This window comes from Enterobacter sp. CFEC122 (assembly GCF_052983755.1).
In genome coordinates, this window is record NZ_JBRIQR010000045.1 from 1 (window position 1) to 13,024 (window position 13,024).

At 58.9% G+C, this 13,024-nt stretch carries 10 protein-coding genes; 2 read left to right on the top strand and 8 right to left on the bottom strand.

Features of this window, described 5'->3' with window-relative positions; translation table 11 throughout:
- Positions 1–250: 250 nt before the first annotated feature.
- Positions 251–2,398, bottom strand: coding sequence for a formate dehydrogenase subunit alpha (gene fdhF / locus ACVCAM_RS22460; RefSeq protein WP_407222976.1), 2,148 nt, complete (start codon positions 2,396–2,398; stop codon positions 251–253).
- A 256-nt stretch (positions 2,399–2,654) separates the two neighbouring features.
- Here fdhF and ACVCAM_RS22465 point away from each other — a divergent pair, with 256 nt between their 5' ends.
- Complete coding sequence (locus ACVCAM_RS22465; RefSeq protein ID WP_021242940.1) at positions 2,655–3,386, top strand: response regulator; 732 nt, start codon at positions 2,655–2,657, stop codon at positions 3,384–3,386.
- Positions 3,387–3,389: 3 nt separating this feature from the next.
- Here ACVCAM_RS22465 and lpxO read toward each other — a convergent pair whose 3' ends face one another.
- The 7 genes from lpxO to ACVCAM_RS22500 all read right to left on the bottom strand — a co-directional run bounded on the left by lpxO (position 3,390) and on the right by ACVCAM_RS22500 (position 10,537).
- Positions 3,390–4,298 carry a lipid A hydroxylase LpxO gene (gene lpxO, locus ACVCAM_RS22470; protein WP_407222977.1) on the bottom strand — a complete coding sequence of 303 codons (909 nt, stop codon included), beginning with the start codon at positions 4,296–4,298 and terminating at the stop codon, positions 3,390–3,392.
- 143 nt (positions 4,299–4,441) lie between these two features.
- Positions 4,442–5,449, bottom strand: a complete 1,008-nt coding sequence (locus tag ACVCAM_RS22475; RefSeq protein ID WP_407222978.1) for a carbohydrate kinase family protein — start codon at positions 5,447–5,449, stop codon at positions 4,442–4,444.
- Entirely contained in the window at positions 5,446–6,306 is an 861-nt protein-coding gene (locus ACVCAM_RS22480; RefSeq protein WP_248226234.1) for a ketose 1,6-bisphosphate aldolase, read from the bottom strand. Before ACVCAM_RS22480 ends, ACVCAM_RS22475 begins: the two co-directional genes overlap by 4 nt.
- A gap of 10 nt (positions 6,307–6,316) precedes the next feature.
- On the bottom strand, positions 6,317–7,003 hold the full coding sequence (locus ACVCAM_RS22485; protein ID WP_023293504.1) for a D-lyxose/D-mannose isomerase: 687 nt from the start codon (positions 7,001–7,003) through the stop codon (positions 6,317–6,319).
- Between the two features lie 49 nt (positions 7,004–7,052).
- On the bottom strand, positions 7,053–7,994 hold the full coding sequence (locus ACVCAM_RS22490; RefSeq protein WP_021242935.1) for an ABC transporter substrate-binding protein: 942 nt from the start codon (positions 7,992–7,994) through the stop codon (positions 7,053–7,055).
- A 30-nt stretch (positions 7,995–8,024) separates the two neighbouring features.
- Positions 8,025–9,020 carry an ABC transporter permease subunit gene (locus ACVCAM_RS22495; RefSeq protein WP_008500046.1) on the bottom strand — a complete coding sequence of 332 codons (996 nt, stop codon included), beginning with the start codon at positions 9,018–9,020 and terminating at the stop codon, positions 8,025–8,027.
- Entirely contained in the window at positions 9,017–10,537 is a 1,521-nt protein-coding gene (locus ACVCAM_RS22500; RefSeq protein WP_021242933.1) for a sugar ABC transporter ATP-binding protein, read from the bottom strand. The genes ACVCAM_RS22495 and ACVCAM_RS22500 overlap by 4 nt, the downstream gene beginning before the upstream one ends.
- A gap of 181 nt (positions 10,538–10,718) precedes the next feature.
- On the opposite strand from ACVCAM_RS22500, the gene ACVCAM_RS22505 reads away from it, so the two are divergent.
- Complete coding sequence (locus ACVCAM_RS22505) at positions 10,719–12,995, top strand: ATP-binding protein (protein ID WP_025912334.1); 2,277 nt, start codon at positions 10,719–10,721, stop codon at positions 12,993–12,995.
- Positions 12,996–13,024: the final 29 nt, after the last annotated feature.

Below are 13,024 nucleotides of genomic sequence, written 5' to 3' on the forward strand. Positions count from 1 at the left end.
GGTGAATGCAAATTTCCCGGGGCTTTCCACTTTCTGTCCCTCAACAATGCTCAAGACAGAAAGTCTTAAGCACCCGCCGCACATCTTATCCCTCTGAATTAAAATGCAAAGATGTAATTCCTTTTCGCGAAAATTACATTATTTCTGCGAGCCGCTTTCCAGAATGATAATTTCTATTTCTTATGAATTAATAGAAAATAAAAAGGGAGTGAATATTTCACTCCCTTTATTCATCGATGAATTAACGGCTTCAACCCATTGCGCTTTCGCGCAGTCGGGCTTTTAGCTTGTTATATTCGTCGATCACATACTGTTCCGCGGCGTGCTGATCCGCAATCGGCTCAACGTTTACGGCGCAGTATTTATACTCCGGCGTTTTGGTTATCGGGCTTAAGTTCTCGGTCACCAGCTCGTTACAGGCACCAATCCACCACTGGTAGGTCATATAGACCGCCCCTTTGTTTGGACGATCGCTGACCTGCGCACGGGTGATAATCCGTCCTTTGCGCGAGTTCACCCACACCAGCGCCTCGTCCTCAATACCAAGGCGCTGCGCATCGGCGGTGTTGATTTGCGCGTAGCCGGGCTCGTCCGCCAGCGCGGCCAGCGCGGCGCAGTTGCCGGTCATCGAACGACAGGAGTAGTGGCCCACTTCGCGTACGGTGGAGAGCACCATCGGATACTCATCGGTGAGTTTATCGATCGGCGCGACCCAGTCGCAGGTGAAGAACTGCGCCAGCCCGTTCGGGGTGTCGAATTTCTCCTTAAAGAGATAGGACGTCCCCTGATCGGCCTCCGACTCGTCCCGGCACGGCCACTGGATGTAGCCCAGCTCGCCCATTTTTTCATAGGTGGCGCCGTAGAAGTCCGGACACAGGCTGCGCAACTCATCCCAGATCTCCTGGGTGTTGTTGTAGTGCATCGGGTAGCCCATGCGGGTGGCGATTTCACTGATGATCTGCCAGTCCGTTTTCAGATCCCACTTCGGCTCGACCGCCTTGAAGAAGCGCTGGAAGCCGCGGTCGGCTGCCGTGTAGACGCCTTCATGCTCGCCCCAGGAGGTCGACGGTAAAATGACATCCGCCGCCGCCGCGGTTTTGGTCATGAAGATATCCTGGACAATCACCAGCTCCAGATCCTCAAACCCTTTACGCACTGCAGAAAGCTCGGCGTCGGTCTGAAGCGGATCTTCACCCATGATATAGGCCGCACGCACTTCGCCATGCGCCGCGCGGTGCGGCAGCTCGCTGATGCGATACCCGGTATGTTCCGGCAGGCTTTCCACGCCCCACGCCTTCGCGAACTTGGCGCGGTTTTCCGGGAACTTCACGTACTGGTAGCCCGGATAAGTATCCGGCAGCGCGCCCATATCGCAGGCGCCCTGCACGTTATTCTGACCGCGCACCGGGTTCACGCCAACGTGGGCTTTACCCAGATTACCGGTCAGCATCGCGAGGCTGGTGAGCGAGCGCACGGTTTCCACGCCCTGGTAGAACTGGGTCACGCCCATACCCCAGAGAATGGCGGCGGTTTTTGCCCCGGCATACATTCTGGCCGCCTGACGAATCTCCTGCGCGCTGACGCCGGTTATCGCTTCGACGGATTCAGGCGTATAGCCCTCGACTATTTTCTTATACTCTTCAAAGCCTTCTGTACGGGTCGCGACAAACCCCTGGTCGTACAGGTTCTCCTCAATAATGACGTGCCCCATTGCGTTCAACAGCGCGATGTTTGAGCCGTTTTTCAATGCAATGTGCATATCCGCAATGCGCGCGGTTTCAATTTTGCGCGGATCGCAGACGATGATTTTCGCCCCATTCTGTTTAGCGCGAATAACGTGGTTCGCGACGATAGGGTGAGAATCCGCCGGGTTATAACCAAAGATGAAAACGAGATCGGTATTATCTATCTCGTTGATGGCATTACTCATTGCGCCGTTACCGACCGACTGGTGCAGACCTGCAACCGATGGGCCGTGTCAGACGCGAGCGCAGCAGTCGACGTTATTGGTACCAATAACGGCGCGCGCGAATTTTTGCATCACATAGTTGGTTTCATTTCCCGTCCCGCGGGAAGAGCCGGTGGTCTGGATGGCATCCGGGCCATACTTGGCCTTAATGGCACTCAGGCGCGTGGCGACATAATCCAGCGCCTCGTTCCAGGAGACGGCTTCCAGCTTGCCGCCGCGCTCGCGGCGGATCATAGGGGTTTTCAGGCGCGGGGTAAGAATTTGGGTATCGTTAATAAAATCCCAGCCGTAGTACCCTTTCAGGCACAGCGTGCCCTGGTTGGTTTTCCCCTGCGCGGCCTCCGCCCGGACGATTTTGCCGTTATCGACCACCAGGTGGATCTTGCAACCTGAGGCACAATAAGGGCAAACCGTGACGACTTTTTTCATCAGTCTGCTCCAGTTAATCGAATCGTTCGCACCCACTATGCAGCTTCTATGCCATGTTTTTTGTATGGGTATTCCCTGACTTTACGGCCCATCCGGGGTGAAAACCCTGACAAAAAGCAGTCAATCGTCAAAATTGACGTGTCGACAGGGCAGCGGATGTGACATGGGTTGAATTTCCGTCACTGAAAAAACCTTTTGACTGGAGCCGACGGCAGAATAGTTCAGACTTAACATAATCCCCTGACGGAAGCATACGATGAAACCGGCGATTCTGGTGGTTGATGACGATACGGCAGTCTGCGAACTGCTTCAGGACGTGCTGAGCGAGCACGTCTTTAGCGTGCTTGTCTGCCATAACGGCCAGGATGCGCTGCGCCAGGTTCAGCAGGAGCCGAATATCGCGCTTGTGCTGCTGGATATGATGCTGCCGGATATCAACGGCCTGCAGGTTCTGCTGCAGCTGCAAAAGCAGCGTCCGGCGCTACCGGTTGTGATGTTAACCGGCCTGGGCAGTGAGTCAGACGTGGTGGTGGGGCTGGAGATGGGGGCCGACGATTATATTGGCAAACCGTTCAACCCGCGCGTGGTGGTCGCCCGGGTGAAAGCGGTGTTGCGCCGAACGGGCGCGCTGGCGGCAGAAGCCCCCGCAGCGCCCGTCGCGGGCATTGCGTTTAATGGATGGACGCTTGATACCACCCGCTGTGAGCTGATTGATCCGCAGCGTAATACCGTGCCCTTAACCCAGGGCGAGTACGGCCTGCTGCTGGCGCTCACGCAAAATGCCCGCCGGGTGCTGAGCCGCGATCGGCTGCTTGAGCTGACCCACAGCGAAAGCGCCGACGTGTTCGACCGCACGATTGACGTGCTGATCATGCGCCTGCGCCGGAAAATAGAGGCTAACCCGCATCAGCCTGCGCTCATCAAAACCATCCGCGGGTTGGGTTACGTGTTTGCCACTGACGTGAGCCGGCCCGAACAGGCGGCATAAGGCTTACGTTATCGCCGGAACAATGATGGCGGCAAAAATCGCAATGATGCACAAATACTTGAGGGCGTAATAGGCCTTACGGTTCCTTTTTTTCAGGCGCTGCCCCCGTTCGCGGCTCGCATGAACGTATTTAAAAATGCGGTTAATGCTGCCGGTGCTGTCATTCTCGTCATTCGGTGAGCTGGCCGCAGACATCAGCGTGGTTCCCACCCAATGGTTAACCGCCTGCGCCCAGCGCCATTTCATCGGACGCTCGATATCGCAGAAGAGAATAATGCGCGTTTGATCCGATTTATTTTCTGCCCAGTGGACGTAGGTCTCATCAAAAATAACGGCTTCACCATCCCGCCAGCTGTGGCGCTGCCCGTCGACTTCAATAAAGCAGCGATCGTCATTCGGGGTGAATAAGCCCAGATGGTAACGAACCGAGCCCGCATACGGATCCCGGTGCTTGCCAAGCTTTGCACCCGCCGGCAGCTCGGCAAACATGGCCGCCTTCACCGAAGGGATTTCACTCACCAGCCGGGTCGTCACCGGGCATAAAGACTGCGCGGAGGGATGGGCATCGGCATACCACTTCAGATAAAAACGTTTCCAGCCGCGTTTAAAAAAGGTGTTAAAGCCGGCGTCGTTATTATTTTCCGCTGCCTTAATATGATGCTGCAAACGCAGCGCCTCTTCGCGAATAACCAGCCAGTTTTCCGTCAGCTTATTTAATTCCGGGAAGCGCTCTGTTTCAAAGAAAGGCTGCCTGGCGGGCAGGGAAGAAAACGCCGTCATAAACATATTGATGGGCGCCATAAACGTCGAATGGTCGAAGAGCTGACGGGAAAGCGTCTGTTTTTCTTTGCCGCGGGAATGCGCATAAATAACGCTGATAATGAAAATACCGATGATGATGACTGCGAACATTTTTCCCTTGTCCTCTTTCTATCTCATTTCGGAAAAGCGTGCGGACAGAGTGCTGCCCACGCCGAATATGCCAGATGGAGAGAGTGTAGTTCGGGAATATAAAATTCATAGAACTGTAACGAAAAATCGCAATTATTGTTAAATTAAATGCTCTCGCGAATAAACGCCTGCAGCTCGGCCAGCGTTTTTGCGCCGTCAATCGCATTGGCGGCCAGCAGGCTTGCCCGCGCGCAGGCGTGCGCCAGATAAATACTTTCTGTCAGCGGGAGCGATTCATGGCAGCCGTATAAAAAGCCCGTGCAAAAGGCATCGCCCGCGCCGACGCTGCCAATAATCTCTTCCTGCTCCAGCATCCATGACGGGATCCAGCGACCCTCTTCACCGCGCGCTTCTCCCCATGCGCCTTCCGGACAGTGGATCACCACCCGCTGGCGTACGCCGGCCGCCAGCAGCTGCGCCGCGGCGTCCGCGATATGGGCAATGTGCGGGGCGTCGTTTTCGTCACGCATTGTCAGGCCGCTAAACTCACCGGCCTCCAGCTCGTTAATCACCAGATAGTCGAGATGGCGAAGGGCAGGGAGCACCAGCGGCTGATAGCGCGGGTCGCCCTTGCGGGAAACCAGATCGAGCGAGGTTTCATACCCCTGGTCGCGCATCTGCGCCAGCAGCCGCGCGCTGCGGGTGCCGAACTCGTCATCGGGCATATCCAGGCTGTCGAGCAGAAGGAGATAGCCGAGATGGAAGATCTTCATCGATCCGTCTAAGCGATCGAAGGCGGGAAGATCCAGCAGGCGGTTGGCCCCCGGCGAGTGGAAAAAGGTGCGCTGTCCGCTGGGGTCGGTCATCACCTGCGACATGGAGGTTGGCGCAAAGGTGGTGCGCTGTACGCGCTGGCGGTTGACGTGGTACTGGTCGAGCATCGCCAGAATGTAGTCCCCGTCGCCGTCTTCGCCAATCAGCCCCACCGCCTGCAGCGGCAGGCCAACGTGCATTTTTGCCAGCGTCAGCAGGACGTTGAGCGGCGCGCCGCCGGTTGAGCGTTCGCTATGGGTGATTTCCGCCAGCCAGCCGCGCTCCGGCCACTGCACGATCTGGTGGACGTGGTCCACCAGCATATTGCCTGCGGCGATGATGCCTTTGCGTTCCATCATGCCTGCCCCGCGCTGCCGAAGATGCGCATCTGTTCGGCGACCGTATCGGTAATCGCTTCTTCAATGCCGAGCAGCAGTTCGGCAAACTCGTCGTACAGCGGCAGGCGGTTCGCCATGCGCTGCTCCACGGCGGCGAGCGCGGCCTGCGACATGCCGGTATAGAAATTGATTTTATGAATGCCCAGCTCGATGGCGCGGCGGAAGTCGGCATCGCTAATCCCGGAGCCGCCGTGTAAAACCAGCGGCAGCCCCGTCTGCTGACGAATGGCGTCCAGACGCGGGAAATCGAGCTTCGGCTCGCCTTTATACTTGCCGTGTGCGTTGCCGATGGCGACGGCCAGCGCGTCGATGCCGGTTGAATCAACAAATTCGCGCGCCAGCTGCGGATCGGTGAAGAAGGCTTCATCCGCATGTCCGTAAAGCGCGCCCCCTTCATCCCCCCCGACCGCGCCCAGCTCTGCCTCCACGGAGACGCCCACCGCATGGCACATCTTCACCACTTCCCGCGTCTGGCGAACATTTTCCTCATAGCTCAGCGTAGAGCCATCGAACATCACGGAGCTGAACCCTAAGCGCAGGGCGCGCACGACGGCGTCATAATGCAGGCCGTGGTCGAGGTTGAGCACCACGGGAATAGCGTGGCGAGCGGCCTCGAACTTCACCGCTTCGACAAGGGAATCCAGCGACACGTACTTAAAATGTACTTCCGCGATGTTGATGATAAACGGCGAGCGTTCCTGCTTTGCGGCGGCGAACAGCGCGCGCAGGAAGTGGGAGTCGAGCACGTTAAACGCGCCCAGCGCATAGCGGTGTTGTCTGGCGTGCGCAAGACCGTCGGCAAGAGAAATCAATGGCATCATTCACCCCTTATATCCGGAACAGGTTGTACTCGTTGCACAGCACCAGCAGCGCCGGTTCGTCTTCTTCGATGTTGTTATAGCGGGCAACCGGCTGCAAAAAGTGGTTGTCGTGTTCATCGTCATTAACCGAGGAGACTTCCCCCACCAGCACGTCGCCGAAGCCGCGTTCCCCCCAGAAGCTATGGTAAAGAGTGGGCGTCAGGCAGATGCTTTCCCCTGGCGTGAGGCGGAGCTGGCTGCCGGGGGCGTGGGTCTGGCGGCAGCCGTCGACGGTGACGGTCACGTCGGTGTTTTCCGTCTCTTCATGCGCTCCGGCATTCCATAACTCAATGATCAGATTCCCGCCGCCCCGGTTGATGATGTCTTCGCGCTTGCGCCAGTGAAAATGCATCGGCGTCACCTGGCCGTCGCGCACGTGCATGATTTTTTCGGCATAGCTTTTTTCATAAGGCACGCCGTTGGGCGAGCCGTTGCGCAGGGTAAACAGCGTCAGACCCTCAGCGGCAAAGTTGTTGCCGCCGAACGCCGTCACGTCCCAGCCGAGCTTGAGGTCGAACACTTCCTGCCATGCGGCCTGGTCAAGCTGCTGCCATTTCGTTGGCGGAAAGCTGGCAAAAGGCGGGAGATGAACGTCGTGCATGGAGAAAAACTGCCGCGTGTGGCCGAGGATTTCATTAATGTCGGAGCGTTTCATGGGGACTCCTTGAAAACAGTTCCCTCTCCCTGCGGGAGAGGGAAAAGGATCATTTAACCGTCCAACCCTTATAGGTACCGACGTTCTTTTTATCGATCATCGTCACCGGGATCAGCACGGGCGCTTTCGGCGCGGGTTTGCCCTGGAGAATGTCATAGCCGATCTCCACCGCCTTTGCCGCCATGACCTGCGGATCCTGCGCCGGGGTTGCCACAAACAGCGAGTTTTCACGCTTCAGCGCTTCCTCACCGTCCGGCGATCCATCCACGCCAACGATAAAGAACTCATTGCGCTGAGCCTGTTTCGCGGCCAGATCGGCGCCGATCGCGGTCGGATCGTTAATCGCAAACACGCCGTCGATCTTCGGATTGGCCGCCAGCAGGGAGGTCATGACTTCCAGACCGCCTTCACGACTGCCCTTGGCGTTCTGGTTATCCGAGAGCACCTTGATATCCGGATGTTTTTTGAACTCCGTCTGGCACCCTTCTACGCGGTTTTGTACCGCAGAGACTGGCGGTCCGTTGATGATCACCACGTTGCCTTTCCCTTTCAGGCGGTCGGTAATGTACTTACAGGCCATCTCACCCGCCTGGGTGTTATCGGAGGTGATGGTGGCATCAGCCCCTTCCGCCGCCACGTCGACCGCCACGACCACAATCCCGGCGTCCTTCGCGCGCTTCACCGCCGGGCCGATCCCTTTGGAGTCCGCGGCGTTGAGGATGATCATGTCCACTTTCGCGGCAATGAAGTTGTCGATCTGCGCCACCTGCTGGCCCAGATCGTACCCGCTGGAGACCAGCGTCACCTTGACGTTATCGCCCGCCAGCTTGCGCGCTTCCAGCTCGGCACCTTTGGTGATCTGCACGAAGAACGGGTTAGCCAGGTCGCCCACCGTCACGCCGATGGACTTCAGATCTTTCGCCTGCGCAAACGGCGTTGCGGCAAGCAGCGCGCCAGCACAGAGCGCGGTCACTAAGGGTTTCAAACGCATCTTGTCTTCCTCACTCGTAGGGTATTGTTGTTATGCACTTTGATGGTGTCGGGTACGGTATTTGTCGATCAGCACCGCAATGATGATCACCGCCCCTTTGATCACCAGCTGCCAGAAGTAGGAGACGCCCATCAGCGTCATGCCGTTGTTGAGGGTGGCGATGATCAAGGCACCGACCAGCGTGCCGGTGATCGTGCCGATCCCGCCGACGAAGCTGGTGCCGCCGAGGATCACCGCCGCAATTGCATCCAGCTCGTAACCCGTGCCGAGGTTGCCGTTGGCACTGTACAGGCGTGAGGCACTCATGACGCCGCCGAGGCCGGAGAGCAGGCCGCTCATGCCGTAGACAAACAGCAGCACCAGCCAGACCTTAATGCCCGTTAAGCGCGCCGCCTGCATGTTGCCGCCCACGGCGTAGATGTGAACGCCGAGCGTGGTGCGGCGCAGGATGAACCAGCACACCACAATGACCGCCAGGGCGATCGCCACCAGCCAGGGGATCGGGCCGAGGTAGTTATTGCCGATCCACTCGAAGTTGATGTTGGAGTTAATGACCGTGGTGCCGTCGGCCAGCAGATAAGCCGCGCCGCGCAGCGCCGTATAGGTGCCGAGCGTGACGATGAAGGGGGGCAGCCCGGCAAAGGCCACCAGCGCGCCGTTGAACAGGCCCAGCACCATGCCGAGCATCAGCGCGGCCGGAATGGACAGCCCGGCGAATTCGGGAATGAGCGACACCACCATCGCCGCCACCGCCGTGGTGCCGAGAATCGACCCCACCGAGAGGTCAATCCCGCCGGTGAGGATAATAAAGGTCATTCCCGCCGCCAGCACGATGTTGATCGACGCCTGACGGGTGATGTTGAGCAGGTTGCTCTCAGTGAAGAAGTTGGGCGCAATAAAGCCAAAAACCGCCACGATCAGGATCAGAATCGGCAAAATACCGACCGTTTGCATCAGATCGCTCATCAGCATTTTTTTGGCGGAGGCGGATTTCGCCACCTGCTGCGGATGGGTTGGAGTTGTCATGATTGCACCGCCTGATGATGAGTGTCGTTCACGCCGGTTGCCAGCGTCATAATGTTTTCCTGAGAGATGTCACGCCCGTGAAGCTCGCCCGCGATGCTGCCTTCCCGCATCACGTAAACCCGGTCGCTCATGCCCACCACTTCCGGCAGCTCGCTGGAGATCATCAGGATCGCCACCCCTTTGCGCGCCATCTGGTTCATGATGCGGTAGATCTCGCTTTTTGCGCCGACGTCCACGCCGCGCGTGGGTTCGTCCAGAATCAGAATGCGTGGGCCGATGGCGACCCAGCGGGAGATGAGCAGTTTTTGCTGGTTGCCGCCGGAAAGACCGCCTGCGCGCACCTGCGAATGGGGCACGCGGATATTGAGCAGGGCAATGGCGTCATCGGAAATGGACTGGGCTTTTTTGCGGTTCAGCCAGCCGAAGGTGGCGTCGCGCTCCAGCGTCGCCATAGTGATGTTCTCCTGCGCCGCCAGCTCCAGAAACAGCCCCTGCTCCTTGCGGTTCTCGGTGAGAAAACCGATGCCGTTTTCGATGGCCGCGCGCGGGGAGTGGATCACCACCGGCTCGCCGTCGACCTCAATCATGCCGCCCGTGGCTTTACGCACGCCGAAGATAAGCTGTGCCAGCTCGGAACGTCCGGCCCCGACCAGTCCCGCCAGCCCGACGATTTCGCCGGAACGCACCTGCAGGCTGCACGGCTGTACTTTTTTACCGTCGGTGAGATGGTGGACGTTGAGACGCGGACTGCCGAGGGGAATATCACGCTCCTTGTTGAACAGGTCGCTTAGCGGGCGGCCCACCATCATCTTCACCAGTTCCGACGCGTTCAGCTTGTCGCGCGTCAGGCTCCCGACGTACTGCCCGTCGCGCAGAACGCTGACGCGGTCAGAGAGTTCATAGACCTCCGCCATGCGGTGGCTGATATAGATGATCGCCATCCCTTCATCGCGCAGGCGCAAAATCAGTTCAAACAGGCGATGGGTTTCGCGGGAGGAGAGGGCGGCTGTGGGTTCATCCATCACCAGAATGCGGCTGTTGCGGTGCAGCGCGCGAGCAATTTCCACCTGCTGCTGTTCGGCGATGGTGAGCTTCATCACCAGATCGGTGGCGCTAAACTGCGCGCCGAGGCGGTCAATCACCGCCTGCGCCTGGGCGGCCATCTCCTTGCGCTGGACCAGCCCGCCGCGCGACAGCTCGCTGCCGAGGAAGATATTTTCGGCTACGGTCAGATTGGGCGCGAGCTGCATCTCCTGGTAAATCAGCGTGATGCCTGCGGCCAGCGCATCCTTCGGCCCTTTAATGTGAAACGGCTGGCCGTCGATCAGGATCTCGCCGCCGGTGGCGGTATAGGCGCCCGCAAGGATTTTCATCAGCGTGCTTTTGCCTGCACCGTTTTCACCCATCAGCGCGTGGATCTCACCGGCAAAGACCGTCAAATCCACACCCTTGAGCGCGTGGAAACTGCCAAACGTTTTGGCAATGCTGCGCATCTCTAATACCGGGGTTCTGCTCATGGCGGATCTCCTGTGAATGCCGATTTCTGCACTTCATCACAGGTGCGTAAATGCAAAATGTCAGAAGCTGTTCATATTTGTCATAGTTATGAATAGCTAATCGCCATCACATTTTCCTTTTCCCTCTCCCTGTGGGAGAGGGCCAGGGTGAGGGCACCAAACCGCACAGGAGCCCAACCCCATGCCATCACGCCCCCCATTCTTCGCCAGCGCCCGAGGCCGCCTGCTGATTTTCAATCTGCTGGTGGTCGCCGTGACGCTGATGGTGAGCGGCGTGGCGGTGCTCGGCTTCCGCCACGCCAGCCAAATCCAGGAGCAGGTCCAGCAGCAAACGCTGGACGACATGACCGGCAGCATGAACCTGGCCCGCGACACCGCCAGCGTGGCAACGGCGGCGGTGCGGCTCTCGCAGGTGGTAGGGGCGCTCGAGTATAAAGGTGAAGCCGAGCGCCTGAAGCAGACGCAAATGGCCCTGCGCCACTCGCTGGAGCAGCTTGCGGAGGCGCCGCTGGCGCAGCAGGAGCCGGCGCTGGTGGCGCGTATTATTCAACGAAGCAATGAGCTCCAGCAGAGCGTGACGGAGATGCTGGAGCGCGGACAGCGACGCCATCTGGAGCGTAACGCGCTGCTGAGCTCGCTGTACCAAAGCCAGAGCTACCTGCGCCATCTGCAGGACATCAACCGCCGTTATGACAGTAACGTACCGGATGCGCAGCAGCTGATGGAGATGGACCGGCTGATCGCCGCCGCCATCGATACCCCTTCGCCGCGCGCAACCGTTCAGCAACTGGACGCGGTGGCCGCAACGCTGCCCCGGAGTGCCGCACAGCCGGTTGTGAAGGCGGTTCTGCCTGATTTTAATGCCGAGCTAGGTCAGCTCGCCCCGCTGTCGAAGCAGCTGGAGGAGAGCGATCTGGCGATAAGCTGGTACATGTTCCACATCAAGGCGCTGGTGGCGATCCTCAACAGCGATATCAATCAATATGTTGAGCAGGTGGCGCAGGCCTCCCGGCTTCGCACGGCCCAGAGCCATCACGAACTGCAATCCATCAGCGTGTTTATCACCATTTTCGCCGTGCTGGCGCTGATCATCACCGGGTGTGCCTGCTGGTATATCTACCGCCATCTGGCCTCCAATCTGACGGCCATTTCCCGGGCGATGTCACGCCTTGCGCACGGCGAACAGGATGTTTCCGTTCCCGCGCTGCAGCGGCGTGATGAGCTGGGTGAACTGGCGCGCGCGTTCAACGTTTTTGCCCGCAACACCGCCTCGCTTGAGCACACCACGCGTCTGCTGAAAGAAAAAACCACGCAGATGGAGATCGACCGCATTGAGCGTCAGGGGCTGGAAGAGGCGCTCCTGCACAGCCAGAAAATGAAGGCCGTCGGACAGCTGACGGGCGGGCTGGCGCATGATTTTAATAACCTGCTGGCGGTGATCATCGGCAGCCTTGAGCTGACCGACCCCGAATCAAACGACGCGCCGCGCATTACCCGGGCGCTGAAGGCGGCCGAGCGTGGCGCCTTGCTGACCCAGCGCCTGCTGGCGTTTTCCCGCAAGCAATCCCTGACCCCGCATGCGGTAGAGATGCAGCCGCTGCTGGAGAACCTCCGGGAACTGCTGCGTCACTCCCTCCCTGCCACCCTGACCCTGGAGATCGAAGCGCAATCCCCGGCATGGCCCGCCTGGATAGACGTTAGCCAGCTGGAAAACGCCATCATAAACCTGGTGATGAACGCGCGCGATGCAATGGAAGGGCAAAGCGGGGTGATAAAAATCCGCACCTGGAATCAGCGCGTCACCCGCAGCGACGGGCGCAGGCAGGATATGGTGGCACTGGAGGTCATTGACCGCGGCTGCGGGATGTCTCAGGAGGTGAAATCCCGCGTCTTTGAGCCGTTCTTCACCACCAAACAGACCGGGAGCGGGAGCGGGTTAGGCCTGTCGATGGTCTACGGCTTTGTCCGCCAGTCCGGCGGTCGCGTGGAGATCGAGAGCGCGCCGGGGCAGGGGACGACCGTCCGGCTTCACCTTCCGCGATCGACGCTACCCGTAGTTCCTGAAGATGAAACGCTCTCTGCCACCGCCTCCGTCGATAGCGAGCGGCTGGTACTGGTGCTGGAAGATGAAGCTGATGTCCGTCAGACCCTGTGCGAGCAGCTGCACCAGCTTGGCTACCTGACGCTCGAAGCGGAAAACGGCGAGCAGGCGCTGAGCATGCTGGCGGCGTCGCCGGGTATTGGTATGTTTATCAGCGACCTGATGTTGCCCGGAAGCCTGAGCGGGGCCGAGGTGATTAGTCATGTGCGCAGCCACTATCCGCAGCTTCCGGTGCTGCTGATCAGCGGACAGGATTTACGGCCCACGCATAATCCTCAGCTGCCGGACGTTCAGCTACTGCGCAAGCCGTTTACGCGGGTGCAGCTGGCGCAGGCGCTGCGGAAAATATGTTTTTAAATGCCCCTGTTTAGGATTTCATCAAGAGC